This is a genomic window from Pseudomonas sp. FSL R10-0399, from assembly GCF_009600165.1.
Classification (GTDB): domain Bacteria; phylum Pseudomonadota; class Gammaproteobacteria; order Pseudomonadales; family Pseudomonadaceae; genus Aquipseudomonas; species Aquipseudomonas helleri.
Genome location: NZ_WIWK01000001.1, coordinates 28445 through 53462, shown reverse-complemented (window position 1 = coordinate 53462; position 25018 = coordinate 28445). Strand labels below are relative to the sequence as shown.

Annotated in this window: 19 protein-coding genes and 4 tRNA genes; 14 read left to right on the top strand and 9 right to left on the bottom strand. The window is 58.7% G+C overall.

What is annotated here, in order from left to right; translation table 11 throughout:
* The first annotated feature begins 18 nt into the window (after positions 1–18).
* The 8 genes from GHO41_RS00255 (at position 19) to GHO41_RS00220 (ending at position 9626) form a co-directional block, all read left to right on the top strand.
* Positions 19–555, top strand: a complete 537-nt coding sequence (locus GHO41_RS00255; protein WP_048369813.1) for an ATP-dependent zinc protease — start codon at positions 19–21, stop codon at positions 553–555.
* 5 nt (positions 556–560) lie between these two features.
* On the top strand, positions 561–2093 hold the full coding sequence (locus GHO41_RS00250; RefSeq protein WP_153432548.1) for an inactive transglutaminase family protein: 1533 nt from the start codon (positions 561–563) through the stop codon (positions 2091–2093).
* A complete protein-coding gene (locus GHO41_RS00245) occupies positions 2093–3073 on the top strand; it encodes an alpha-L-glutamate ligase-like protein (RefSeq protein ID WP_048369809.1) in 981 nt (326 codons plus the stop codon). The genes GHO41_RS00250 and GHO41_RS00245 overlap by 1 nt, the downstream gene beginning before the upstream one ends.
* A 183-nt stretch (positions 3074–3256) precedes the next feature.
* Positions 3257–4600: an aminodeoxychorismate synthase component I gene (pabB, locus tag GHO41_RS00240; RefSeq protein WP_153432547.1), complete on the top strand. Its 1344-nt coding sequence runs from the start codon at positions 3257–3259 to the stop codon at positions 4598–4600.
* A 69-nt stretch (positions 4601–4669) separates the two neighbouring features.
* Positions 4670–5404, top strand: a complete 735-nt coding sequence (locus GHO41_RS00235; RefSeq protein WP_153432545.1) for a phosphoadenylyl-sulfate reductase — start codon at positions 4670–4672, stop codon at positions 5402–5404.
* A gap of 205 nt (positions 5405–5609) precedes the next feature.
* Complete coding sequence (locus GHO41_RS00230; RefSeq protein WP_153432544.1) at positions 5610–6128, top strand: sigma-70 family RNA polymerase sigma factor; 519 nt, start codon at positions 5610–5612, stop codon at positions 6126–6128.
* Entirely contained in the window at positions 6128–7114 is a 987-nt protein-coding gene (locus tag GHO41_RS00225; RefSeq protein WP_153333372.1) for a FecR family protein, read from the top strand. Before GHO41_RS00230 ends, GHO41_RS00225 begins: the two co-directional genes overlap by 1 nt.
* A 76-nt stretch (positions 7115–7190) precedes the next feature.
* The gene (locus GHO41_RS00220) at positions 7191–9626 is read left to right on the top strand and encodes a TonB-dependent siderophore receptor (RefSeq protein WP_153432542.1); all 2436 of its coding nucleotides are present in this window, start codon (positions 7191–7193) and stop codon (positions 9624–9626) included.
* A 177-nt stretch (positions 9627–9803) separates the two neighbouring features.
* On the opposite strand, the gene GHO41_RS00215 is transcribed toward GHO41_RS00220, so the two are convergent.
* From GHO41_RS00215 to GHO41_RS00200, 4 genes are all read right to left on the bottom strand, one after another.
* Positions 9804–9880: transfer RNA gene (locus GHO41_RS00215), tRNA-Asp, on the bottom strand.
* Between the two features lie 19 nt (positions 9881–9899).
* Positions 9900–9975 (bottom strand) — tRNA-Val (locus GHO41_RS00210).
* A gap of 219 nt (positions 9976–10194) precedes the next feature.
* Positions 10195–10271, bottom strand: a tRNA-Asp gene (locus GHO41_RS00205).
* A gap of 19 nt (positions 10272–10290) precedes the next feature.
* Positions 10291–10366, bottom strand: a tRNA-Val gene (locus GHO41_RS00200).
* Between the two features lie 161 nt (positions 10367–10527).
* On the opposite strand from GHO41_RS00200, the gene rdgC reads away from it, so the two are divergent.
* From rdgC to sugE, 3 genes are all read left to right on the top strand, one after another.
* Positions 10528–11448: a recombination-associated protein RdgC gene (gene rdgC, locus GHO41_RS00195; RefSeq protein WP_153391316.1), complete on the top strand. Its 921-nt coding sequence runs from the start codon at positions 10528–10530 to the stop codon at positions 11446–11448.
* Positions 11449–11570: 122 nt separating this feature from the next.
* On the top strand, positions 11571–12536 hold the full coding sequence (locus GHO41_RS00190; protein ID WP_153432541.1) for a bile acid:sodium symporter family protein: 966 nt from the start codon (positions 11571–11573) through the stop codon (positions 12534–12536).
* A gap of 118 nt (positions 12537–12654) precedes the next feature.
* Positions 12655–12969 (top strand): quaternary ammonium compound efflux SMR transporter SugE, encoded by a 315-nt coding sequence (sugE, locus tag GHO41_RS00185; RefSeq protein ID WP_048369794.1) that lies wholly within the window; start codon positions 12655–12657, stop codon positions 12967–12969.
* Positions 12970–13043: 74 nt separating this feature from the next.
* Here sugE and GHO41_RS00180 read toward each other — a convergent pair whose 3' ends face one another.
* From GHO41_RS00180 to GHO41_RS00170, 3 genes are all read right to left on the bottom strand, one after another.
* The gene (locus GHO41_RS00180) at positions 13044–14918 is read right to left on the bottom strand and encodes an MFS transporter (RefSeq protein WP_048369887.1); all 1875 of its coding nucleotides are present in this window, start codon (positions 14916–14918) and stop codon (positions 13044–13046) included.
* 134 nt (positions 14919–15052) lie between these two features.
* A complete protein-coding gene (locus GHO41_RS00175; protein ID WP_153432539.1) occupies positions 15053–16204 on the bottom strand; it encodes a TDT family transporter in 1152 nt (383 codons plus the stop codon).
* Between the two features lie 120 nt (positions 16205–16324).
* Positions 16325–17521, bottom strand: coding sequence for an MFS transporter (locus GHO41_RS00170; RefSeq protein ID WP_153432537.1), 1197 nt, complete (start codon positions 17519–17521; stop codon positions 16325–16327).
* 89 nt (positions 17522–17610) lie between these two features.
* Here GHO41_RS00170 and GHO41_RS00165 point away from each other — a divergent pair, with 89 nt between their 5' ends.
* Together GHO41_RS00165 and GHO41_RS00160 are read left to right on the top strand one after the other, a co-directional pair.
* Positions 17611–18156 carry a TetR/AcrR family transcriptional regulator gene (locus GHO41_RS00165; protein WP_048369790.1) on the top strand — a complete coding sequence of 182 codons (546 nt, stop codon included), beginning with the start codon at positions 17611–17613 and terminating at the stop codon, positions 18154–18156.
* A gap of 119 nt (positions 18157–18275) precedes the next feature.
* Complete coding sequence (locus GHO41_RS00160) at positions 18276–21743, top strand: PAS domain-containing hybrid sensor histidine kinase/response regulator (RefSeq protein WP_153327678.1); 3468 nt, start codon at positions 18276–18278, stop codon at positions 21741–21743.
* 160 nt (positions 21744–21903) lie between these two features.
* On the opposite strand, the gene rmuC is transcribed toward GHO41_RS00160, so the two are convergent.
* A complete protein-coding gene (gene rmuC / locus GHO41_RS00155; RefSeq protein WP_178126445.1) occupies positions 21904–23268 on the bottom strand; it encodes a DNA recombination protein RmuC in 1365 nt (454 codons plus the stop codon).
* A 172-nt stretch (positions 23269–23440) separates the two neighbouring features.
* Positions 23441–23764 carry a hypothetical protein gene (locus tag GHO41_RS00150; RefSeq protein ID WP_048369784.1) on the bottom strand — a complete coding sequence of 108 codons (324 nt, stop codon included), beginning with the start codon at positions 23762–23764 and terminating at the stop codon, positions 23441–23443.
* A 974-nt stretch (positions 23765–24738) separates the two neighbouring features.
* On the opposite strand from GHO41_RS00150, the gene GHO41_RS00145 reads away from it, so the two are divergent.
* Positions 24739–24963 carry a hypothetical protein gene (locus tag GHO41_RS00145; RefSeq protein WP_048369782.1) on the top strand — a complete coding sequence of 75 codons (225 nt, stop codon included), beginning with the start codon at positions 24739–24741 and terminating at the stop codon, positions 24961–24963.
* Positions 24964–25018 lie beyond the last annotated feature (55 nt).

Here is a 25018-nt window from a genome sequence, read left to right as displayed (position 1 = left end):
GAGATCACGCCTCAATTTATGAAATTCATCACCCTCTTCACCTTTCTATGTCTGCTGTCGCTGCCGGGCCTGAGCCTTGGCGGCGAAAAAACCGTGTACGGCCTGAATGAATACGCCGAACTGGCAGGCATAGACCTGCTGGTTGCAGCCAAACTCGACACCGGCGCCAAAACCGCCTCGCTGAGCGCCCGCGACATCAAACGTTTTAAACGTGATGGTGAAAGCTGGGTGCGCTTTTACCTGGCCATCGACGACGCCCACAGCCACCCCATCGAACGCCCGCTGGCCCGCGTGAGCAAGATCAAACGCCGCTCCGGTGACTACGATCCTCAGGCCGACAAGAACTACACCTCACGCCCGGTCATCAGCCTGGAAATTTGTATGGGCAAGGCTTTACGCACCATCGAAGTGAACTTGACCGACCGAAGTGCGTTCCAATACCCGCTGTTGATTGGCTCCGAAGCGCTTAAACGCTTTGATGCGCTGGTCGACCCCAGTCTTAAATACGCTGCTGGCAAACCTGCCTGCGTCGCTAACGCTCAAATCGCAGAGTAATTGAAATGCGCGCTCTTACCCTTCACCTGAAAATCTTGATCACCATTCTGTTGGTGTTGGGCGTTTCAATTACCGCCTACCAGATTTTCGTCATCGGCATCCCTGTGACCGAAGACGCGACCGACGACCTGTGGAACATCGATGCCAAAGTCGAGTTCGTGGCCAACGCCAAAGACCCGGTCAAAATCCAGATGTTCGTCCCGCCGCTTAACCGCGATTACGTCAGCCTCAATGAGAGCTTTATCTCGAACAACTACGGGGTGAGCGTCAACCGCGTCGACGGCAACCGCAAGGTCACCTGGTCGGCACGCCGGGTCAGCGGCAAGCAAACCCTTTACTACCGCCTGGTCCTGACCAAGCGCTATTCGGGTGACAAAACCAAGGTCAAAGGCCCGGTATTCCGCGACAGCATCGCCGTCGACGGCCCGGAGAAAATCGCCGCCGAAGCCCTGCTCGCGCCGATTCGCCAACACTCTGCCGACGTCGAAACCTTTATCAGCGAAACCATCAAGCGGGTGAACAACCTCAATGATGACAACGTCAAGTTGCTGCTGGCGGGCGACTCGTCGACCCCGCACAAAGCCCAGATCATTGAATTGCTGCTATCGATTGCCCACGTCCCGATGGAGCGCGTGCACACCATCCGTCTGGTCGCCGATCAACCGCAAAACCCGGAGCTATGGCTGCGCAGCTTCAACGGCAACGACTGGCTGTACTTCAACCCGGAATCGGGCGAGCAAGGCCTGCCGTCTGACCGCCTGCTCTGGTGGATCGGCGACGAGCCGCTGGTGACGATGGATGGCGGCAAAAAAGCCAACGTGACGTTCAGCCTCAACAACAGCGAAATGAACGCCATTCGCCTGGCCAAGCTGACCGACGAGAACACCGACGCCAACTTCCTCGAGTACTCGCTGTACGGCTTGCCGCTGCAAACCCAGCAGACCTTCATGATCATGGTGATGATCCCGATTGGCGTACTGGTGATTCTGGTCCTGCGTAACCTGATCGGCCTGCAAACCCTCGGCACCTTTACCCCGGTACTGATCGCCCTGGCGTTCCGCGAAACCCAACTGGAGTTCGGCATCATCCTGTTTACGGTGATAACGGCGCTTGGGTTGATGCTGCGTTCCTATCTGGAACATCTGAAGTTGCAGATGCTGCCCAGGTTGTCGGTGGTGCTGACGTTCGTAGTAATCCTGATCGCCGCCATCAGCCTGTTCAGCCATAAACTGGGCCTTGAGCGCGGGCTGTCGGTGGCACTGTTCCCGATGGTGATTCTGACCATGACCATTGAGCGCCTGTCGATCACTTGGGAAGAGCGTGGCGGCGGCCATGCCATGAAAGTCGCCATCGGCACCCTGTTCGCCGCCACCCTGGCTTATCTGGTGATGAGCGTGCCTGAGCTGGTGTACTTCGTGTTCACCTTCCCGGCCGTGCTGCTGATTCTGGTGGCCTTCATGCTGGCCATGGGTCGTTATCGCGGCTACCGCCTGACCGAGCTGGTGCGTTTCAAAGCGTTCTTGAAGGCTGACTCCTGATGTTTGGCTTCTGGAAGACCTGGAAGGCCCTGGAAGCCAAGGGCATCATGGGCATCAATCGGCGCAATGCGGACTACGTACTCAAGTACAACAAACGCAGCCTGTACCCGATTGTGGATGACAAGATCATCACCAAAGAGCGCGCCATTGCCGCCGGCATTGATGTGCCGGAGTTGTACGGGGTGATCTCCACCGAGAAAGAAATCGAGAAACTCGATGACATCATCGGTGGCCGCTCGGACTTCGTGATCAAGCCCGCACAAGGCGCGGGCGGCGATGGCATCCTGGTAATTGCTGACCGCTTCGAAGACCGCTTTCGCACCGTGTCGGGCAAGATCATCAGCCACGAAGAAATCGAACATCAGATTTCCAGCATCCTCACCGGCCTGTATTCCCTGGGCGGGCACCGTGACCGGGCACTGATCGAGTACCGCGTCACGCCTGACCAGATCTTCAAAAGCATCAGCTATGAAGGCGTGCCGGACATACGCATCATTGTGCTGATGGGCTACCCGGTAATGGCCATGCTGCGCCTGCCGACCCGCCAATCGGGCGGCAAGGCCAACCTGCACCAGGGCGCCATCGGTGTGGGTGTCGACCTGGCAACCGGCCTGACCCTGCGCGGCACCTGGCTGAACAGCATCATCAGCAAGCACCCGGACACCACCAATGCGGTAGACGGCGTGCAACTGCCCAACTGGGACGGCTTCATGAAGCTGGCCGCCGGTTGCTATGAGCTATGCGGCCTGGGCTATATCGGGGTCGACATGGTGCTGGACCAGGACAAAGGCCCGTTGATTCTGGAACTCAATGCCCGCCCGGGCCTGAACATCCAGATCGCCAACAACTGCGGCCTGACCCTGCGCACCCACGCCGTGGAGGCCCACCTCGCCGAACTGGCAGAAAAAGGCATTCAAGAGACACCCGAAGAGCGCGTGCGCTTTACCCAAGAGCTGTTCGGGCATATTCACCAGCAATAAAGAATGATCCGATCGCAACATTGTTGTGGGAGCGGGCTTGCTCGCGATTCAGACAACCCGGTTTGTCTGAGTCACTGCGGTGATTCCATCGCGAGCAAGCCCGCTCCCACGGTTCCGACATAGCCTTGACGTCCTACACGAGACTACAATCAGCACCCCGCTCCGTTGGCTGATTGGCGTCGCATGTTGACCTGCTCTGTACACCCCCTGCCCTACCACCCCAACCCTGCCGTTTATTTTGCGGCGATTCGCCATGCCCCTGGCGCCGTGTTGCTGGACAGCGGGCGCCCGGCCGCAGAGCGCGGGCGCTATGACCTGCTGAGCGCCTGGCCAGTCGATGAGTTGAGCGTGCGGGCGGATGAATCAGGCCGCGGGTTTCTGCAACGCCTGCGTGATGCGCTAAAACTACTGGGTGACGCTGAACTGCCAGCGCCCTATGAGCTGCCTTTTGTCGGCGGGCTGATCGGCTACCTGAGTTATGACTTTGGCCGCCAGCTTGAACACCTGCCCGCCCAGTCGCTCAACGACCTGCATTTACCCGATGCACGGCTTGGGCTGTATGCTTGGGCGCTGGTCAGCGACCATCAGGCAGCGACCAGCCAACTGGTGTTTCACCCAAGCCTGGCGGTGGCCGAGCGCGAGCGCCTGATTGAACTGTTCGCTCAGCCGGCACAGACCGAGCCTGGTACGTTCTCGCTCAAACACCCCATGCAGCCCGACATCAGCGCCGAGTTTTACCGGCACGCCCTGCAAAAAATCCAGCACTACATTCAGGCGGGCGACTGCTACCAGGTCAATTACACCCAGCGTTTCAGCGCCCCCTGCGAGGGCGACCCGTGGGCCGCCTATTGCGCCTTGCGCGACGCGTGCCCGACGCCGTTTTCAGGCTTTGTCAGCCTGCCCGAAGACACTGCCATCCTCAGCCTGTCGCCCGAGCGCTTTGTGCATGTCAGCCAGAATCAGGTCGAAACCCGACCGATCAAAGGCACGCGCCCACGGGGTCAAAATCCGGCAGAAGATGCCGCCAACGCCGCCGAGCTGCTGGCCAGCACCAAGGACCGTGCGGAAAACCTGATGATCGTCGACTTGTTACGCAATGACCTGGGCCGCACCTGCCGCACCGGCTCGGTGAGCGTGCCGCAATTGATCGCCCTCGAAAGCTACCCCAACGTTCACCACTTGGTGAGCAGCGTTGTCGGTGAATTGGCGCCGGGCAAAGACGCGCTGGACCTGATCGGTGACAGCTTCCCCGGCGGCTCGATTACCGGCGCGCCGAAAATTCGCGCCATGCAGATCATTGATGAGCTGGAACCCACCCGGCGTAGCATTTACTGCGGCTCGCTGCTGTACCTGGATGTGCGCGGGGAAATGGACAGCTCAATCGCCATTCGCAGCCTGCTGGTCAAAGACGGCCGGGTCAATTGCTGGGGCGGCGGCGGAATCGTTGCCGACTCTGACTGGCACGATGAATATCAAGAATCGATCACCAAAGTGAAGGTGCTGCTCGACACGCTGCAAACCCTGTAGCGCGCGGTTTTTGCTACCATCCGCCCCACTAGAGAGCGCCCAGCGCCATTCACCGTAGGAAACCGCCTGATGAGCCATCCGTTCGACGTTGCGCAAACAGCCGCGACATACGCCAGCAAGTCCCCGCAGGACATTCTCAAACTCGCCTTTGAACATTTTGGCGACGAACTCTGGATCTCGTTCAGCGGCGCCGAAGACGTGGTGCTGGTGGACATGGCCTGGAAGCTCAACAAGAACGTCAAAGTGTTCAGCCTCGACACCGGGCGCCTGCACCCCGAGACCTATCGCTTTATTGAACAAGTACGCGATCACTACAAGATCCAGATCGAGCTGATCTCGCCGGACCAGGCCAAGCTGGAACCGTTCGTCAAAGAAAAAGGCTTGTTCAGCTTTTACAAAGACGGCCACGGCGAGTGCTGCGGCGTGCGCAAGATCGAACCGCTGCGACGCAAACTGTCGACTGTTAAAGCCTGGGCGACCGGCCAGCGCCGTGACCAAAGCCCTGGCACCCGCAGCCAGGTCGCGGCACTGGAAATCGACGGCGCGTTCTCGACGCCGGAGCGCCCGCTGTACAAATTCAACCCGCTGGCGCAAATGACCAGCGAGGAAGTCTGGGGCTACATCCGCATGCTCGAGCTGCCGTACAACAGCCTGCATGAGCGCGGTTACATCAGCATTGGCTGTGAGCCTTGCACCCGCCCGGTCCTGCCAAACCAGCACGAACGCGAAGGCCGCTGGTGGTGGGAAGAAGCCACGCAAAAGGAATGCGGCCTGCACGCCGGCAACCTGATCGCCAAGCACTAAACCCCCCACCTGTAGTCGCTGCCGAAGAATGAGGCTGCGATGGGTCGCGAAGCGCCCCCAAACGGCGGTCCTGCGGCCCGCATCGCAGCCTCGTACCTCGTCAGCGGCTACAGTGATTGAGTTGCATTTTTTCGCCCGCTTGCGTTTACCCCGAACTTACGTTCAGAATTAGCAATAATTCTCAATAACGTTTGAGTAATATTCTATGTCTTCGGGTGAACCTCCGTTCCAGGCCGCAATTTCAGACCTGTACTGCGAACATCACGGCTGGCTGTTTGGCTGGCTGCGCCGAAAACTCGGCTGTGCGCACAATGCTGCCGATCTGGCTCAGGACACCTTCGCCCGAATTCTCAATGCCCGTGATTCGGTGGCCTCCCTGCGCGAGCCGCGAGCGTTTCTGAGCACCACCGCCCGTCGGCTGATCATCGATCAAGTACGCCGCAAGCACATCGAAAACGCTTACCTGCAAGAGCTGGCCCTGACCGCCGAGGCACTGGAGGGCTTTCAGTCCCCCGAACACATCCTCAGCACCCTCGAAGCCCTTGAACACATCGCCTTTATGCTCGAAGGCCTGCACGATAACGTCCGCCAGGCGTTTGTCCTGTATTACCTCGACGGCCTGACCCAAAGCGAGATCGCCCGCCAACTGGGGTTATCCGACCGCACTGTGCGCAAATACCTGATTCAAGCCTTGCTGCATTGCAGCCATAGCCTGGATACCTGATGCCAGCGCCCCGCCAGATCATTGATGAGCAAGCGGCCGAGTGGATGCTGCGCCTGCACGAAGAAGGCTTCAGCGACGCGGCGCGTCTTGAGTTCGAGTGCTGGAAGCAGCAGAGCCCGCAACATGCCGCCGCCGCCCAGCGCATGCAAGACGCCATCAGTCGCCTGCAATCGCTGCGCGAACAGTCGGCCCCGGCAAAGGCCGCGTTGAATGCCGCCTTTACCGGGCGTAAACCCACGGCCCCGCGCAAGCACATACTGCGTGTTGTGCTGATTGCTGCATGCCTGGCCTTGCCCGTGACTCTGACGCTAAAAAGCCAGTACCCCGAACGCTGGCTGGCCGATATCAGCACCGGGCCCAACGACTGGAAGACCCTGCACCTGGCGGACGACTCCACCCTCACCCTCAGCGGTGCCAGTGCCGTCAACGTGCACTTCAACAGCACGGAGCGACGGATCGAATTGCTCCAGGGCGAAATTCTGGTCGAGGTGGCGCATGACCGTTCACGACCCTTTATCGTGCAGACCGCGCAGGGCACCATGCGCGCCCTGGGCACCCGTTTTGTGGTCAATCATCTGGCAGACACCACCGTGCTGAGCATGCTGCAGTCGCGGGTGGCGGCGCAAAGTGCCAACGAGCAACAAACCCTGGAAGTGGGCGCCGGCTCAAAGGCGTTGATCAGCCGCGACGCGGTAAAACTGTCTGGCACGGTAGACCCCGCCAGCATCAATGAAGCCTGGCGCCGCCATCAGTTGGTGGTCGAAAACCAGCCGCTGGATCAGGTGCTGGATGAGATAGCGCGCCATCGCCGCGGCCATCTGCAGTTTGATCGCAACGCCTTGGCCGACTTGCGCGTGACGGCCGTGCTGCCGCTGGATGACACCGACCGGGCGCTGCAATTGATCGCCGACACCCTGCCGTTGAGCATCAAAACCTATACCCCGTGGCTGATTGTGATCAGCCAGTTGCCGCCGCCTAAAAAATAATAATTCGCATTCGTTCCGCTTTTTTAGTGTCAGCCGTCAAGGAAGGTATACAGACCCATAAAGGATTGCGTTCTCCATGCTGACCTCCTCCCTTAGTCGCGGGCGTTTTCGCCCTCAGGCCTGCAAGCCACTGACACTGGCCATTCATTTGATTGTGGCGTCGGCGGCTGGTGTGTTGAGCACCTCGATCGCCCAGGCGCAAACGGCCGTGCAGACTTACGATATTCCTGCCGGGCCGCTGAGCAGCGCCTTGAATCGCTTCGCACAACAGGCGGGCGTGGCGATCATTTTTCAATCGCACAACCTTGAAGGGCTGACCACACCCGGTCTGCATGGGGTCTACAACGAGCAAAGCGGCTTTGAAACACTGCTGCACGGCAGCGGCTACACCGTGGTCAAAAGCACTAACGGTTACATGCTTGACGCCTTGCCTGCGGCGGGTAGCGCGCTTGAATTGGGCGCAACCCAGGTCAGCGCCAACCAGTTGGGCACCATCACTGAAGGCTCGGGCTCCTACACCCCCGGCAGCATCGCTACCGCCACGCGCATGGTGCTGACGCCCCGCGAAACCCCGCAGTCGATTTCGGTAGTCACACGCCAGGCGATGGACGATTTTGGCCTCACCTCGATTGATGACGTGATGCGCCATACCCCCGGCATCACCGTGGCCACCTATGACAGCGACCGCACCAGCTATTACTCGCGCGGCTTTGCGATCAAGAACTTCCAATACGACGGCATCCCGATCCTGCAAGACCCGCAATACTCCGCCGGGCACACCCTCACCGACACCGCGATTTACGACCGGGTAGAGATCCTCAAGGGCGCAACGGGCTTGCTCACTGGCGCTGGCGGCCCCGGCGGCACCATCAACATGGTGCGTAAAAAACCCACCCGCGAGTTCAAGGCCCACATCGATGTCGGCGCCGGCTCGTGGGACAACTACCGCTCGGAAATCGACGTCAGCGGGCCACTGACCGAAAGCGGCAATGTGCGGGGCCGGGCCGTGGCGGCCTACCAGGACAAACACTCGTTCATGGACCACTACAAACGCGACAGTGAGGTCTATTACGGGATTCTTGAGATTGATCTGGACCCAGACACCCTGCTCACCCTCGGCGCCGATTATCAGGACAACAACCCCAAAGGCTCCAGTTGGTCAGGCAGCGCCTCATTGTTCAACTCCGCCGGTGAACGCATCAGCACCCCGCGCTCGTTCAACAACAGCGCCAAGTGGAGCAGCTGGAAGCAATACACGCGCACCGCTTTCGCCACCCTCGAACACAGTTTTGACAACGGCTGGGTCGCCAAAGCCCAGTACAACCACCAGATCAACGGCTATAACGCCCCGCTGGGCGCTTTGCTGTTCCCCAACTTAGAAACCGGCGAAGCACGACTGCTGGCGCGCAAATATACCGGCGAATACGTCAGCGACAGCGGCGACATCTACGCCACCGGCCCGTTCGAGTTCCTGGGCCGCGAGCATGAACTGGTGGTTGGCGGTTCGGTATCGCGCTCGCACTGGACCGGCAACGACTACACCAGCGCCATCCAGTTTAAAAGCATGTACGACTACTACAACTGGAAAGGCGATGCGTATGAGCCGGACTGGGGCAACGTGACCTCGCGAAACGACGAAACTACCCGTCAGACCGGCACCTACATCACCGGCCGCTTCAGCCTTACCGATGACCTGACCCTGATGCTCGGTACCCGCGTGGCCGACTACACCCTCACCGGCACCAGCCAGGCCAAGGACACGGGCAAGGTGTTGCCGTATGCGGGGTTGATTTATGACATCAATCAAAACATCTCGGCCTACGCCAGCTACACCGAAATCTTCTTGCCGCAGTCGTATTACCGCAACCGCGACAACAAAATGCTTGAGCCCGATGAAGGCACCAACTACGAGATCGGCTTAAAGGGCGAGTTCTTCGACGGGCGACTGAATTCAAGCCTGGCCTACTTCGAAGTGCACCAGGACAACCGCCCGGAAGACGACACCGCCTACAACGCGAACCCGACCAACCCGGACATCGAGTACGCCTACAAGGGCATCAAGGCCACGACCAAAGGTTACGAAGCAGAAATCTCGGGCGAACTTCTGCCCGGCTGGCAACTGCAAGCGGGCTACACGCACAAGGTCAGCCGCGAAAAAGGCGGCAAGAAGGTGTCTACCTGGGAGCCCGAAGACCAGATCAACCTGTACACCAGTTACAAGCTGACCGGCGACTGGGACAAGCTCACCCTGGGCGGTGGCGTACGCTGGCAAGGCACGGGCTGGCAAATGCTGACCAACTGGAACAAGGGCGGCACCGTAGAGAAGTTTTCCCAAGACCCGTACTGGCTGGTGGACCTGATGGCGCGCTACCAGATCAGCAAAAACCTCTCGGCCACGGTCAACCTGAACAACGTGTTCGACAAGTCGTATTACACCAACATCGGCTTCTACAACTCGTCGTATTACGGTGATCCGCGCAACGTGATGGTGAGCACGCGCTGGGATTTCTAAAGCGCCCGTGCAGTAAACCTGCAGGAGCGAGCTTGTCTCGCGATCTTTTGAGTTTTAAAAGATCGCGAGGCAAGCTCGCTCCTACAGCCACATACAAAACACACGCGCACAAAAAAGCCCGCACTAGGCGGGCTTTCTGTGGATCACAAGCGTTCAAGGGGGCTTGTGTTCCGAATATGGCGCAGCGGACGGGACTCGAACCCGCGACCCCCGGCGTGACAGGCCGGTATTCTAACCGACTGAACTACCGCTGCGCGTAACACTGAAAGCGAATGGTGGGTGATGACGGGATCGAACCGCCGACCCTCTGCTTGTAAGGCAGATGCTCTCCCAGCTGAGCTAATCACCCTTTCACTTCACTCTCGTTGCGGGGCGCATTCTCTCACACTTTTTGTGTAAGTGGTTGTTTTTATTCAAGTTTTTTTCAAAACCGTTTAAAAACTACCGTTTCCAACGCCCTGCATCTTTGATTCAACAGCGAGCTGCTGAACCGAAGCCTTTCAGGAAAAGCCTGCATTCAGCGGACCTTCCCAACCACAAGCGTTCAAGGGGCTTGTGGTACAAAAAATGGCGCAGCGGACGGGACTCGAACCCGCGACCCCCGGCGTGACAGGCCGGTATTCTAACCGACTGAACTACCGCTGCGCGTAACACTGTGAGCGAATGGTGGGTGATGACGGGATCGAACCGCCGACCCTCTGCTTGTAAGGCAGATGCTCTCCCAGCTGAGCTAATCACCCTTTCACTCTCGGTGTGGCGCGCATTCTACGGAGCGACCTATAGTCTGGCAAGCACTTTTTAAAATAATTTTCTTATGCACGACAAAGGCTTAGCGCAGGGTTGGCCTATTAAGGCTATCAAGCGAATAATGCCCTCTTTGTATAAAGGAGTGATTCACCCCATGTGGTTCAAAAACCTGCTTATCTATCGCCTGACCCAAGATCTGCCTTTTGATGCGCAGGTGCTGGAAACGGCACTGGCCACCAAACCAGCCCGCCCGTGTGCAAGCCAGGAATTAGCCACCTACGGTTTCGTCGCCCCTTTCGGCAAAGGCGAAGACGCACCGCTGGTTCACGCCAGCCAGGACTTCCTGCTGATTGCCGCCCGTAAAGAAGAACGCATCCTGCCAGGCAGCGTTGTGCGTGATGCATTAAAGGAGAAGGTCGAAGAGATCGAAGCCGAGCAAATGCGCAAGGTCTATAAGAAGGAGCGTGACCAGCTCAAGGATGAAATCATCCAGGCCTTCCTGCCGCGTGCCTTTATTCGCCGTTCGGCCACCTTTGCCGCCATCGCGCCAAAACAGGGCCTGATCCTGGTCAACGCCTCCAGCCCTAAACGCGCCGAAGACTTGCTGTCCACCCTGCGTGAAGTGATCGGCTCGCTGCCGGTTCGCCCGCTGGGCGTAAAAGTCGCGCCAAGCGCCACCATGACCGAATGGGTCAAAACCCAAAAAGCGGCCGACAACTTCTTTGTGCTGGACGAGTGCGAACTGCGCGACACCCACGAAGACGGCGGGATTATCCGTTGCAAGCGTCAGGACCTGACCAGCGATGAAATCCAGTTGCACCTGAGCACTGGCAAAATCGTGACCCAACTGTCGCTGGCCTGGCAAGACAAGCTGTCGTTTGTGCTGGACGACAAACTGGTGGTTAAACGCCTGAAGTTTGAAGACCTGCTGCAAGACGAAGCCGAACAAAACGGCGGTGACGATGACCTCGGCCAACAAGACGCCAGCTTCACCTTGATGATGCTGACCTTCGGTGAGTTCTTGCCGCAGTTGTTTGAAGCGCTGGGCGGTGAAGAAATTCCACAAGGGATTTAACCCTGACGCCCGTGGGAGCGGGCTTGCTCGCGATTGGATCGACTCGTACATCACAATGACCGAGTGGCTTGCATCGCGAGCAAGCCCGCTCCCACAAAAGCCTGACCATAATAAGGAACACCATGCGTGCACTTGCTGCTTTAAGCCGCTTTGTCGGTAATACCTTTGCTTACTGGGTGCTGATTTTTGCCGTGCTGGCGTTTCTGCAGCCCGGGTGGTTTATCGGCCTCAAAGGCGCCATCGTGCCGCTTCTGGGTGTGGTGATGTTCGGCATGGGCCTGACCCTCAAACTCGATGACTTCGCTGAAGTCGCCCGCCACCCGTGGCGCGTTGCGCTAGGCGTGGTTGCTCATTTCGTGATCATGCCCGGGGTGGCGTGGTTGCTCTGCCAGATTTTCCACCTGCCGCCCGAGATCGCCGTCGGGGTGATTCTGGTGGGCTGCTGCCCAAGCGGCACGTCTTCCAATGTCATGACCTGGCTGGCGCGGGGCGACCTGGCCCTGTCCGTGGCGATTGCCGCCGTGACCACCCTCCTCGCCCCACTGCTGACCCCGGCGCTGATCTGGCTGCTGGCATCGGCCTGGTTGCCGGTGTCATTTATGGAGCTTTTCTGGTCAATCCTGCAGGTGGTGTTGCTGCCGATTGTGCTGGGCGTGCTGGTGCAACGCTTGCTCGGCGCGCGCGTGCACTTCGCGGTCGACGTGCTGCCGCTGGTGTCGGTGGTCAGCATTGTGATTATCGTTGCCGCCGTGGTGGCTGCCAGTCAGGCAAAAATTGCCGAGTCGGGCCTGTTGATCATGGCCGTGGTCATGCTGCACAACAGCTTTGGCTATTTGCTCGGCTACTTTACCGGCCGCCTGTTCAAGCTGCCGTTGGCCCAGCGCAAATCCCTGGCCCTGGAAGTCGGCATGCAGAACTCCGGCCTGGGCGCGGCATTGGCCAGCGCGCACTTTTCGCCGTTGGCAGCCGTGCCCAGTGCGCTGTTCAGTGTGTGGCACAACATTTCGGGGGCGTTGCTGTCGACGTATTTCCGCCGGATGAGTGAAAAGGACGATCGCTTGAAGGACAACCAGCCATCCGCTGACTGAAAACTCGGGGTTGATCGTCAGAAAAATCGTGTGCAATATAGTGCGCACTGCGGGGACGACCCTGCGACTCATCGAGTGATTAATCTGGGGACGACCCCATCAATTGATGGAGATAACCATGTCCTGGATTATTCTGTTTTTTGCCGGTCTGTTTGAAGTGGGCTGGGCCGTCGGCCTCAAATACACCGAAGGCTTCACCCGGCCAATCCCCACCGCCCTGACCGTTGCAGCCATGCTGGTCAGTCTTGGCCTGCTCGGCCTGGCCATGAAAGAACTGCCACTGGGCACCGCTTATGCCATCTGGACCGGTGTGGGCGCTGTCGGCACGGTCATCGCCGGGATCATTCTGTTTGGTGAATCCATGGCGCTGTTCCGACTGGCCAGCGTTGCGCTGATCATTGCCGGCCTGGCCGGGCTTAAGCTCAGCAGCTAAACGCTAGAGCGTGTCTCGCGATCTTCTGACAATCAAAAGATCGCGAGACTGGCTCGCCCTCCCCAGCCTTTACCTCACGCGACATCACCGCGCAATTCACTGACCCGCTCACGCAACAGCTTTTGTGTGGCTTCGCTGGCCGGTATCGGCGCGCCCGCCACCAGGGTGACCCGCGACCACAAGCGGCGGAAAAAGCCCTTGTTCGGGTCACGGCTGAAAAAGCTGCCCCACAGGCCTTGCAACGCCATCGGAATGACCGGCACTGGCGTCTGCTCCAAAATCACCCGAACCCCCGCCTTGAACTCGCTGATTTGGCCATCACTGGTCAACTTGCCTTCCGGGAAGATGCACACCAGTTCACCGTCATTCAAATACTGGGCAATCTTTCTGAACGCACGCTCATAGGTCGCCTCGTCTTCAGCACGCCCGGCGATCGGAATCGCGCCCGCAGTCCGGAAGATAAAGTTGAGCACCGGCAAGTTGTAGATTTTGTAATACATCACAAAGCGAATCGGCCGACGCACTGCGCCGCCGATCAACAACGCATCCACGAACGACACGTGGTTGCACACCAACAAGGCCGCCCCTTCATCCGGGATGGCTTCCAGGTTTTTGTGTTTGACGCGGTACATGGAATGGCTGAGCAGCCAGATCATGAAGCGCATGGTGAATTCAGGGACGATTTTGAAGATGTAGGTGTTGACCGCGATGTTCAGCAACGACACCACCAGAAACAGCTCTGGAATCGTCAGCTTGGCCACACTCAGCAGCAGGATGGTGACGACGGCCGACACCACCATAAACAGCGCATTGAGAATGTTGTTGGCGGCGATGACCCGGGCGCGTTCGTTTTCGGCGGTGCGCGACTGGATCAGCGCATATAGCGGCACTATATAGAAGCCGCCAAACACGCCCAGCCCCAAAATATCCAGCAACACCCACCAGGCCTGGCTAAAGCCCAGCACGCCGAGCCAGTCGTTGGCCTGGATGTTTTGCGGCATGTGCCCCGAATGCCACCACAGCAACAGGCCAAACACAGTCAGACCAAACGAGCCAAACGGTACCAGGCCGATTTCGACCTTACGCCCCGAGAGCTTTTCGCAGAGCATCGAGCCCACGGCAATGCCCACCGAAAACACGGTGAGAATCAGCGTCACCACGGTTTCATCGCCGTACAACCATTCTTTGGCGTAGGCCGGGATTTGCGTGAGATAAATCGCCCCGACAAACCAGAACCACGAGTTGCCGACCACTGACCGCGACACGGCAGGCGTCTGATTCAAACCCAGGCGCAGCGTGGCCCAGGTCTCACTGAAGATGTTCCAGTTAAGGCGCAGTTCTGGAGTGTCGGCAGCAACCCGCGGTATGGCGCGACTGGCCAGATACCCGAGCACGGCCACCGAAATAATCACCCCCGACACAATCACCGTGTAGTGCTGCGACGAGAGCATGATCCCGGCGCCGATGGTGCCCGCCAGAATCGATAAAAAGGTGCCCATTTCAACCAGGCCGTTACCGCCTACCAGTTCATCGTCGTGCAGGGTCTGCGGCAAGATCGAGTACTTCACCGGACCGAACAGAGCCGAGTGGGTGCCCATAGCAAACAGCGCGACCAGCATCAAGGTCAAATGATCGAACGCAAAACCGATGGCGCCGACAACCATGATGGCGATTTCGCCCAGTTTGATCAGACGAATCAGTTGGTCTTTGGGGTATTTTTCGCCAAATTGCCCGGCCAGCGCCGAGAACAAAAAGAACGGAATGATGAAGAGCAGCGCACACAGGTTGACCCAGATGCCGCGATCCCCATCGATGCTCAACTTATAAAGGATGGCGAGAATCAGCGACTGCTTGAACAGATTGTCATTGAGCGCACCCAGGGACTGGGTGACAAAGAACGGCAGGAAGCGACGCTTCCCGAGCAAACTGAACTGCGAAGGGTGACTCATCATCCATGTACTCAAGTTGCGCCGGAGGCTTTCTCATTGGAGTGTGGTTTTAACACTCAAGACACAACCTTACCCAGGTTCTGTAACGAAAAACGTCAATTTCGGCGTTTTCGCACAGAGCCTGGGCACATGGATTACTTCTTAAGTCCGGCGATGCACGGCGACACAAACAACTCGCCGCGCCAGGCACCTTTAAGGGTGCGCGAACCGACAATGAACCACATCATCACCAGCATCGCGACCAGCACACAGCCCACCACATCGAAAAAGCTCAGCTGCAACACATGGCCCAGACGCAAGGTGGCCAGCGAGTAAACACCCAGCGGGAAGGTAAAGCCCCACCAGCCCAGGTTGAACGGAATACCGGCACGGAAGTAGCGGATGGTGATCAGCAGCGCCATCAGAATCCACCACAGCCCGAAGCCCCACAGCGCGATACCCGAGATCAAACCCAAACCTTCGGCGATTTCACCGATACGGGCAAAACCATTGGCGGCAAAAATCGCGGGCGAATCAGCCCCCAACAGCAACATGCCCAGTGCACCGGTACCAATCGGCCCCAGCGCCAGCCAGCTCGACGCGGCCATGTTTTCGTGCGGCAACTTGTGCAGCGCCATACGCAACATCAGGATGGTCAAAATGCTGAAAGCAACCGGCACCGAAAACGCCCACAGCACATAGCTGGTGATCAGCACATGGAACTGCATCACCGGGTCAGTCAGATGCGGGGCGAGCAAGCCACCACTGGCCGCCGCCACTTCAGCCGCCACCACCGGCAACAGCCAGACCGCGGTCATCTGGTCGATGCTGTGATCCTGACGGGTGAACATCATGTAAGGGATCATCACCCCGAACGCCAGCGACATGGCCACATCCAACCACCACAGCACATGCGCCACCTGGACCATATCGCTGCCCCAGCGGGCGACGCCAAACAACAGAAAACCGTTGATGATGGTCGCCAGCCCCATGGGGATGGTGCCGAAAAACATCGACACGGTGGAGTGACCGAAGATCCTCCGCGCTTCATCGAAATACAGCACCCAGCGTGCGCCGTAGAGCAGGCTGAACAGAATGAACAAACCGATGTTGAACAGCCAGAGGCCTTCGGCAACGGCATGCAGCCCCGGGATCTGCACCGGCAATTGCGCCAGCGCCAGGGCCAGGACGCCTGTGCCCATGGTGGAGGCAAACCAGTTCGGAGTGAACTGGCGAATCATTTCGCGTGGGTGCTGCAATTGGCTCAGTGGCCGAAAGTCAGCTTTGGCAGTTGTTGTGCAATTCATGGGCTCCTCCTGTTCCTCTTGTGAGGTGATTCAAGAGTAGAACTGAATCGAATATCTATATAACGGGTAATTTCTCTAACTGTTATCTGTTTTACCTATATATGTGCGAAAGGCGCGGACTCAAGCCTTGCAAGGGCTGGCAGCTCGCCTTAAAAACACACTCAACAGTGCCCCCAGCGCCAGCACAATCAACACCACACTGAAGCCGTCGGCGGTTCTGACCAGACCAAAAATGCGCGTCAGGCTCCCCACCAGCAATACCGGCAAGCAGAACGCCAGATAACTGAGGATGTAAAAAGCCGACATCAAGCCCGCCCGCTCATGGGGCAGCGCCAACGGCACGACACTGCGGATGCTGCCTAAAAAGCCGGTGCCAAAACCGCTGCCAGCCACTAACGAGCCAAAGAAAAACAGCCCGAGGTTGCCGCTGTGAACGGCCAGCATGATCGTGCTGACGCCCACCACCAGCAAACTGGAACCCAGCGTCAGCACACGCGTGGCAGATTGATTGCGCATGCTGAAAATAGCCAGGGCGCCACTCAAGGTCAGCACGGCCACCATCGCCCCGCCCACCAGAAAAGAAGTTGAGCCCGTAGCGGCACGGATCAGTGATGGCACCAGCGCCAGATAAAAGCCCCCCATCGCCCATACGGCAACGTTGACCGGCAACACCTGCCACATCGCCGCACGTGCTTGAGACGGGATGTGCAAGCTGGGCCGCAACGAACCCAGTACGCCGGGTTGCGGGCTAACGCTCTCGGGCAATCGCCAGACATACACGGCCTGGGCAGCCAGCAAGCCGAGCAATACCCAGTACGCGAGGTGCAACGGTTGCGGCGCGAACTCCACCAGCACGCTGGTGCCAAATGCCCCGCAGGCCATGCCCACCAAGGGGGAAATGCTATTGATCAGCGGCCCCTGCTGGCGGTCGTTGTCCAGCATCGCAGCGCCCAGCGCACTGGTTGCCATGCCCGTGGCAAAGCCTTGCAACAACCGTGCAGCAATCAGCCAGGCCACGCTGTCGGCGCTGAGAAACAAGCCCATCGCCAGCATGTCGAGGATCAACGCGCAAAAAATGACTGGTTTGCGCCCCAAATAATCCGACAATGAGCCCACTGTCAGCAGCGCCGTCAGCAAGCTCAAGGCATAAACGCCGAAAATCAGGGTCAAAGTGGCGGCCGAAAAGTGCATGTTTTCCTGGTAGATACGGTACAGCGGCGTGGGCGCCGCAGAAGCCGCCAGAAAGGTCAGGACGGTAAGCCCGAGGAACACCATGCTGGAACGGTTTGGAGCCGGGATATCAGTGCTGTTGGACATACCATCCTCGCTAAAGCTAAGAATTTGCTTTTGCGGAGTGTGCGACGGCCTGCGGCTTAAAGCAAATTCTTTGTGTTAAGGTTTTACGCATGAACCAACCTAAGGAAGTACGCACGGGCGGGCGAAGTGCCCGCGTGCAGGAATCAATCCATTCGGCGGTGCGCCAACTGCTCAAGGAGCACGAACGCGCCAACGTCACCGTGCCCATGGTGGCCACCCTCGCCGGGGTCACCCCGTCGACCATTTATCGGCGCTGGGGCGACTTGAACGTATTGCTCGCCGACGTTGCCCTGGAGCGCATGCGCCCCGACACCGAGCCACTGGCCACGGGCAGTTTGCGCGGTGATATCCAGGCATGGGCCGAGCAGTATCTGGATGAAATGAACTCCGAACCCGGGCGCAACATGATGCGCGACGTGCAATGCAGCCCGACCAAAGGGACCTGCGTGCAGATCCTCGGCGCTCAGTTGCGGATCATCCTCGAACGTCACCGTGGGCACGTCGACCAACTGCCAGACATTGACCGCCTGTTGAACGTGATCGTCGCCCCGGTGGTGTTTCGCATCTTGTTTGCCGAAGCGCCATTAACGCTTGAACAACTGAATGAACAGATCGACCTGGCACTGGGCCAATGAGCCGCCCTGCGACACCAGGCCGCGCTCAGACCATGGTCGAGCCTGACGCGATTTAAACATCGTGCGAGACTAGACTTGCGGGCCGGATCGCCCGGGTCTATTTACCTTCAGGAGTCTCCATGTCGTTGTCCAGCGGGCTGATTGCCGCCGTCGCCCTGGCTTATATGGCCATCATGTTCGCCATTGCCTTTTATGGTGACCGGCGCAGCAAACCGCTGCCGCCGCGGGTACGCGCGTGGGTCTACAGTTTGTCGCTGGCGGTGTACTGCACCAGTTGGACCTTCTTTGGCGCCGTGGGCCAGGCCGCCGAACAACTCTGGGCGTTCTTGCCGATTTACCTGGGGCCGGTGCTGCTGTTGGTCTGCGCACCCTGGGTCCTGCAAAAAATGGTGATGATCAGCAAGCAAGAGAACATCACCTCGATTGCCGACTTTATTGCCGCACGCTATGGCAAATCCCAGTCACTGGCGATTGTCGTGGCCTTGATCTGCCTGGTCGGCGTGCTGCCTTACATCGCCCTGCAACTTAAAGGCATCGTGCTCGGCGTTAACCTGCTGATCGGCGCGGGCGCAGACGCCACCGGCACTCGCGCCCAGGACACGGCGTTGCTGGTATCGCTGGTACTGGCCCTGTTCACCATCGTGTTTGGTACCCGCAACCTCGACTCAACTGAACACCACCGGGGCATGGTGCTGGCAATTGCCTTCGAATCGCTGGTCAAGCTCTTCGCCTTTTTAGCGGTCGGCGCGTTTGTCACCTTTGGGCTGTATGACGGTTTCGACGACCTGTTCAGCCAGGCCATGCTGGCGCCGCGTCTTGAAGAGTACTGGAAAGAAACCATCAACTGGCCATCGATGGTGGTGCAAACCGGCGTCGCCATGATGGCGATCATCTGCCTGCCCCGGCAGTTCCACGTCACCGTGGTTGAGAACATCGAGCCGCAAGACCTGCGCCTGGCCAAATGGGTGTTCCCGGCCTACCTGATATTAGCGGCGCTGTTTGTGGTGCCGATTGCCCTGGCCGGGCAAATGATGCTGCCTAGCTCGGTGCTGCCGGACTCGTTCGTGATCAGCCTGCCACTGGCCCAGGCTCACCCGGCGCTGGCGTTGCTGGCCTTTATTGGCGGCGCCTCGGCCGCCACCGGCATGGTAATTGTGGCGAGCGTGGCGCTGTCGACCATGGTGTCCAACGACATGCTGTTGCCGTGGTTGTTGCGCCACAAAAACGCTGAGCGCCCGTTCGAAGTATTCCGTTACTGGATGCTCTCGGTGCGCCGCGTGTCGATCGTGGTCATCCTGCTGCTGGCGTATGTCAGTTACCGCTTGCTGGGTTCCACGGCCAGCCTGGCCACCATCGGGCAAATTTCCTTCGCGGCGGTCACTCAACTGGCGCCCGCAATGCTTGGCGCGCTGTACTGGAAACAAGCCAACCGCCGGGGTGTTTTTGCCGGGTTGGCGACCGGTACGTTTATCTGGTTTTACACCCTGGTGCTGCCGCTGATCGCCCACAGCATGGGCTGGCATCTAAATCACTTTCCGGGGCTGGCGTGGCTGCACAGCAACCCGTTGGGTCTGCCGATCACCCCGCTGACACAGGGCGTGGTGCTGTCGCTGGCCGGTAACTTCACCCTGTTTGCCTGGGTCTCGGTACTGTCGCGTACCCGAGTGTCAGAGCACTGGCAGGCCGGACGTTTTATCGGCCAGGAAATCAGCAGCCACCCCAGCGGCCGCTCCATGCTCTCAGTGCAAATCAACGACCTGCTGACACTGGCGGCCCGCTTTGTCGGCGAAGAACGCGCCCGCCAGAGCTTTATCCGCTTCGCCTACCGCCAGGGCAAAGGCTTCAACCCCAATCAGAACGCAGATGGCGAATGGATCGCCCATACCGAGCGCTTGCTGGCCGGTGTACTGGGCGCGTCGTCAACCCGCGCGGTGGTTAAGGCCGCCATTGAAGGCCGGGAAATGCAGCTTGAAGACGTCGTACGCATTGCCGACGAAGCGTCAGAAGTGTTGCAGTTCAACCGTGCCTTGCTCCAGGGCGCAATCGAAAACATCACCCAGGGCATCAGCGTGGTCGACCAGTCCCTGCGGCTCGTGGCCTGGAACCGCCGCTACCTGGAACTGTTCGACTATCCGGAGGGGCTGATCAGCGTTGGCCGCCCGATTGCCGATATTATTCGCCATAACGCCGAACGCGGCCTGTGCGGCCCCGGCGAAGCAGAAGTGCACGTGGCGCGCCGCCTGCACTGGATGCGCCAAGGTCGGGCGCACACCTCTGAACGCCTGTTCCCCAATGGACGGGTGATCGAGCTGATCGGCAACCCCATGCCGGGCGGCGGGTTCGTCATGAGTTTTACCGACATTACCGCGTTCCGTGAGGCCGAACAGGCGCTCACCGAGGCCAACGAAGGCCTAGAACAGCGCGTCGCCGAGCGAACCCGTGAACTGTCGGAACTGAACAAGGCGCTGACCGAAGCCAAAGGTATTGCCGAGGCCGCCAACCAATCGAAGACCCGTTTTCTGGCCGCTGTCAGCCATGACCTGATGCAGCCCATGAATGCGGCGCGGCTGTTCTCGGCCGCCCTTTCGCACCAGGAAGACTTAAGCCCGGAAGCGCAGAAACTGGTGCAACATCTGGACAGTTCGCTGCGTTCAGCCGAGGACTTGATCAGCGACTTGCTGGATATTTCCCGTCTGGAAAACGGCAAATTCACACCCGACATCAAGCCATTTGCAATCAATGATCTGTTCAATACCCTGGGCACTGAATTTACCGCCCAGGCACAAGAGCAAGGCCTCAAGTTCCGGGTGCGTGGCAGCCGCTTGCGGGTCAGCAGCGACATCAAGCTGCTGCGGCGCATCCTGCAAAACTTCCTGACCAACGCCTTCCGTTACGCCAAGGGCCCGATACTGCTGGGCGTGCGGCGGCGTGGCCAGCACTTGTGCCTGGAGGTCTGGGATCGCGGCCCCGGTATCCCGCAAGACAAGCTGCAAGTGATTTTTGAAGAGTTCAAACGCCTGGACAGCCACCAGACCCGCGCCGAAAAAGGCCTGGGGTTGGGCTTGGCGATTGCTGACGGCCTGTGCCGAGTGCTCGGGCACACCCTGCAAGTGCGCTCATGGCCGGGCAAAGGCAGCGTATTCAGCGTCAGCGTGCCGCTGGCACAGGCCCAAGCCGCACCACAAGCGGTGCCCAGCGAGCCAAAAAGCCAATCGGTGACGGGTGCGCAAGTGCTGTGTATCGACAACGAAGACAGCATTTTGATCGGCATGCAGAGCCTGCTGACGCGTTGGGGCTGCCGCGTGTGGACCGCCAGAAACCGCGATGAATGCGCAGCCTTGCTAAACGACGGCGTGCGCCCGCAACTGGTGTTGGTCGACTACCACCTGGACAACGGCGAAACCGGCACCGAGCTGATGGGCTGGCTGCGCGCGCAACTGGGCGAGCCCGTGCCGGGCGTGGTCATCAGCGCCGACGGACGCCAGGAAATGATTGCCGAAGTGCATGCAGCGGGGCTGGAATATCTGGGTAAGCCGGTCAAGCCTGCGGTGTTGAGAGCACTGCTGAGCCGGCATGTGCCGTTGTGATCCGCACCTTGCCTGAACCTGTAGTCGCTGCCCAAGCATGAGGCTGCGATGGCTTGCGCAGCGACCCTAAACGGCTATCCGGGGCCCGCATCGCAGCCTTCGTGCCTCGTCAGCGACTACAAGAGCCGGTAAACCTGTAGCGCAGCGACCCTACAAGAACTTACTCAGCCGGGTGCGCTACGCCGTTGATGTCGGTCATGGCCCGCTCCAGCAATTCGGGCGGCAAGCTTTTACTGGCCCGTGCACCGAGCAATTTGAGCTGTTCGCTGCGGCTGACAAGGTTGCCGCGCCCATCTGTCAGTTTGTTGCGTGCTGCTGCGTAGGCTTTATCCAACTGCTGAAGACGATTACCGACTTCATCCAGGTCCTGGATAAACAGCACAAACTTGTCGTACAGCCAACCGGCCCGCTCGGCGATTTCTCGGGCGTTCTGGCTCTGGCGTTCCTGCTTCCACAGGCTGTCGATCACTCGCAAGGTGGCAAGCAATGTGGTCGGGCTGACGATCACGATGTTGCGGTCAAAGGCTTCCTGAAACAGGTTGGGTTCGGCTTGCAGCGCCGCTGAAAAAGCCGCTTCGATGGGCACGAACAACAACACAAAATCCAGGCTGTGCAGGCCTTCCAGACGCTTATAGTCTTTGCCGGCCAGGCCTTTGACGTGATTACGCAGTGACAGCACATGCTGTTTAAGCGCCGCCTGGCCGATCACGTCATCATCGGCACCGACAAACTGCTGATACGCAGTCAGGCTGACTTTGGAGTCGACCACCACCTGCTTGTCGCCCGGCAACAGGATCAACACGTCCGGCTGAAAGCGCTCGCCATCCGGCCCTTTAAGGCTGACCTGGGTTTGATACTCGCGGCCCTTTTCGAGCCCGGCATGCTCAAGCACCCGCTCCAGAATCAGCTCGCCCCAGTTGCCCTGAGTCTTCTGGCCTTTCAAGGCGCGCGTGAGGTTGGTGGCTTCGTCGCTCAAGCGCAGGTTAAGTTGCTGCAGACGCTCCAGCTCTTTGCCCAGCGAGAAGCGCTCACGGGCTTCCTGCTGGTAACTTTCTTCAACGCGCTTTTCGAAAGACTGAATGCGCTCTTTAAGCGGGTCGAGCAATTGGCCCAGACGCTCATTGCTGGTTTGCGCAAAACGTTGTTCGCGCTCATCAAAAATCTTGCCGGCCAGCTCCGAAAACTGCGCGCGCAATTCATCTCGTGCCCCTTGCAGATCGCTCAAACGTTGTTGATGGCTTTCTTGTTGCTCGCGCAGTTCGGCGCTTAGAGCGGCAGCCTGAGCGCCGAGGTGACGCAGCTCGGCTTCTTTCTGTGCGCGCTCCAGGTTCCAGGCGTGGGCAGCATCACGCGCGTTGTCGCGCTCTACCTGCAACAGTTCGACCTCGCGGCGTAGTGCCGCCAGATCGGCCTGCTTGGCCGTGTTGGCCTGCCCCAAGTCACTGATTTCATCGCGACTGGCGTCCAGCTGTGCGCTCAGACCGTCCTGAGCCAACTGGGCCATATTCAGGCGCTCTTCGAGCAGGTTCAACTCGGCTTGATGCCCGCTGGCGCGCCGCTGCAATTGCCAAACGAACGCCAACAACGGCACGCCTGCCAACGCCAAGCCCAGCAAAATACTGCTCAGGTCCAGGGCCATAACCACTCCGCGCAAGGTAAAAAAGCAAGGTTAACCAAGCTCAGGGCACGAAGACAGCTCAGTCTTCGATCTTGCTCAATTCCTGTTGAGCAACGCGGTCACCGGCGCGGGCGGCCTGACGCAAAAGCTCGTGACCAATGCGTTGGTCCCGGGAGCTTCCACAATCACGGCACATCAATTGCCCCAAACGGCTTTGCGCCAGCACCACACCTTGGCGGGCAGGCTGCTTGAGCAAATGGCCGGCAACGTGTTTGACGCTGGATTTAGCGCCCAGGTGAGGGTTGTCCAGCAGCCAGACCGCAATGCGCAAAGAAAAGCGTTTAGGCGCTGCAGGTGATGTGCTGGAGCGAGTAGCAGAGGAAGTAGCTGTGCGAAACTTCATAAAACACTGTAGGGCAGAACAGAAGGCGCGCCACTCTACTCCTTTTTTCGCTTGGGTAAAGCCGAAAAAAGTCTATACCCGCGATCTAGAGCAAGCGCGCGTGACAATCCACAGATCCTGTGGATAAGTCAGTGGACAACCCTCGTTTACCCCCCGCAAACCCCCACCCTACGGGGCCTAGAGTCAAACTGTCGATTTTTTCACCAATTAAAAAAAACGATGTTTTTCATTGACTTAAATTTGCGGAACAGGCTAGACAGCTGCCGACTTTGACCTCGCAGACGAATATGTTGGTTGTGTTGCAAATGTGCAAAAGATCACATTCCGTGCAGCGCGCAGGGCGATTCAGAGGCAAAAAATGTAGGACTCACCCGCAGAAAACACCCCCATTCAACACCCGTGTGACGCTCGCTGCCCAGGCAAGCCCACGTGGAATATTGCCTAAAACAGGCTAATAACAGCCCCGATACGGCCTGTTATGCGTGATGCCCCGAACACCGTTGCAGGATGTTTTTTTGCTAGCACACTTGCATTTAAATTTTCAACCCGATAGTATCCGCAGCGTTAGTACCAAGCTGAAAGTCAATTCGGGCCGAACAAATCCCTCAGCAGCCTCTCAGATAGATGGCCGCGCTGATAAAACGGGATCGACCCCCAAGATGGTTTCCAGGTAAATCTTGTGCCGATACAGCCTTTGAACAAGCAAAGGGTATCGCGAAGTTTTTTACTCTGACCGAACCAACCTGCAAATTGATCAGGATCTTCACCCAGAGCACGGAACCTTAGCTCTTGTTGTGATTGCCTGCCCTCCTAAGTACCTACCTGCCAGCCCAAGCGCCACATATTTAATGCGCTCCAACTGGCGGCTTTGTTCCAGACAGGTTCTTCGTCCCGCCAAAATGGCCCGACGTCACTGGAACGTTTTAACGCAGCACGGATCATATCTGTGTCTTTTGTAGGAACACCTAATAACTATGAATACTCAAATCCACACTCAGGATGCCATTCGCACCCTAACCAACGCTTTTGCTCCAATGAACTGCCTGATTATGGCCGCTCGCAAAGGCTGCTTCAGCTTCACCCTGGTCAACGAACACGGCATCGCCCGTCACAGCGAACGCCTGTACCCCGATCAATATTCCAGCGCAGAGCCTCTGCAAGCTGTGATCGAGCGTACTCGTCAGGCACTTATCGCCTAAGACCCGCAAGCGCTTATCCAACAAGCCCTGCCCGAACAGCAGGGCTTTTTGTTGG

What these genes read in the sequence shown, in the direction of transcription:
- sugE (WP_048369794.1), top strand. Translation starts at nt 12,655, where the DNA reads ATGTCCTGGATTATTCTGTTTTTTGCCGGTCTGTTTGAAGTGGGCTGG.
- GHO41_RS00175 (WP_153432539.1), bottom strand. Translation starts at nt 16,204, where the DNA reads ATGAATTGCACAACAACTGCCAAAGCTGACTTTCGGCCACTGAGCCAA.
- GHO41_RS00230 (WP_153432544.1), top strand. Translation starts at nt 5,610, where the DNA reads ATGTCTTCGGGTGAACCTCCGTTCCAGGCCGCAATTTCAGACCTGTAC.
- GHO41_RS00150 (WP_048369784.1), bottom strand. Translation starts at nt 23,764, where the DNA reads ATGAAGTTTCGCACAGCTACTTCCTCTGCTACTCGCTCCAGCACATCA.
- GHO41_RS00235 (WP_153432545.1), top strand. Translation starts at nt 4,670, where the DNA reads ATGAGCCATCCGTTCGACGTTGCGCAAACAGCCGCGACATACGCCAGC.
- GHO41_RS00190 (WP_153432541.1), top strand. Translation starts at nt 11,571, where the DNA reads ATGCGTGCACTTGCTGCTTTAAGCCGCTTTGTCGGTAATACCTTTGCT.
- pabB (WP_153432547.1), top strand. Translation starts at nt 3,257, where the DNA reads ATGTTGACCTGCTCTGTACACCCCCTGCCCTACCACCCCAACCCTGCC.
- GHO41_RS00250 (WP_153432548.1), top strand. Translation starts at nt 561, where the DNA reads ATGCGCGCTCTTACCCTTCACCTGAAAATCTTGATCACCATTCTGTTG.
- GHO41_RS00145 (WP_048369782.1), top strand. Translation starts at nt 24,739, where the DNA reads ATGAATACTCAAATCCACACTCAGGATGCCATTCGCACCCTAACCAAC.
- GHO41_RS00160 (WP_153327678.1), top strand. Translation starts at nt 18,276, where the DNA reads ATGTCGTTGTCCAGCGGGCTGATTGCCGCCGTCGCCCTGGCTTATATG.
- GHO41_RS00180 (WP_048369887.1), bottom strand. Translation starts at nt 14,918, where the DNA reads ATGAGTCACCCTTCGCAGTTCAGTTTGCTCGGGAAGCGTCGCTTCCTG.
- GHO41_RS00165 (WP_048369790.1), top strand. Translation starts at nt 17,611, where the DNA reads ATGAACCAACCTAAGGAAGTACGCACGGGCGGGCGAAGTGCCCGCGTG.
- GHO41_RS00170 (WP_153432537.1), bottom strand. Translation starts at nt 17,521, where the DNA reads ATGTCCAACAGCACTGATATCCCGGCTCCAAACCGTTCCAGCATGGTG.
- GHO41_RS00220 (WP_153432542.1), top strand. Translation starts at nt 7,191, where the DNA reads ATGCTGACCTCCTCCCTTAGTCGCGGGCGTTTTCGCCCTCAGGCCTGC.
- GHO41_RS00245 (WP_048369809.1), top strand. Translation starts at nt 2,093, where the DNA reads ATGTTTGGCTTCTGGAAGACCTGGAAGGCCCTGGAAGCCAAGGGCATC.
- GHO41_RS00225 (WP_153333372.1), top strand. Translation starts at nt 6,128, where the DNA reads ATGCCAGCGCCCCGCCAGATCATTGATGAGCAAGCGGCCGAGTGGATG.
- GHO41_RS00255 (WP_048369813.1), top strand. Translation starts at nt 19, where the DNA reads ATGAAATTCATCACCCTCTTCACCTTTCTATGTCTGCTGTCGCTGCCG.
- rdgC (WP_153391316.1), top strand. Translation starts at nt 10,528, where the DNA reads ATGTGGTTCAAAAACCTGCTTATCTATCGCCTGACCCAAGATCTGCCT.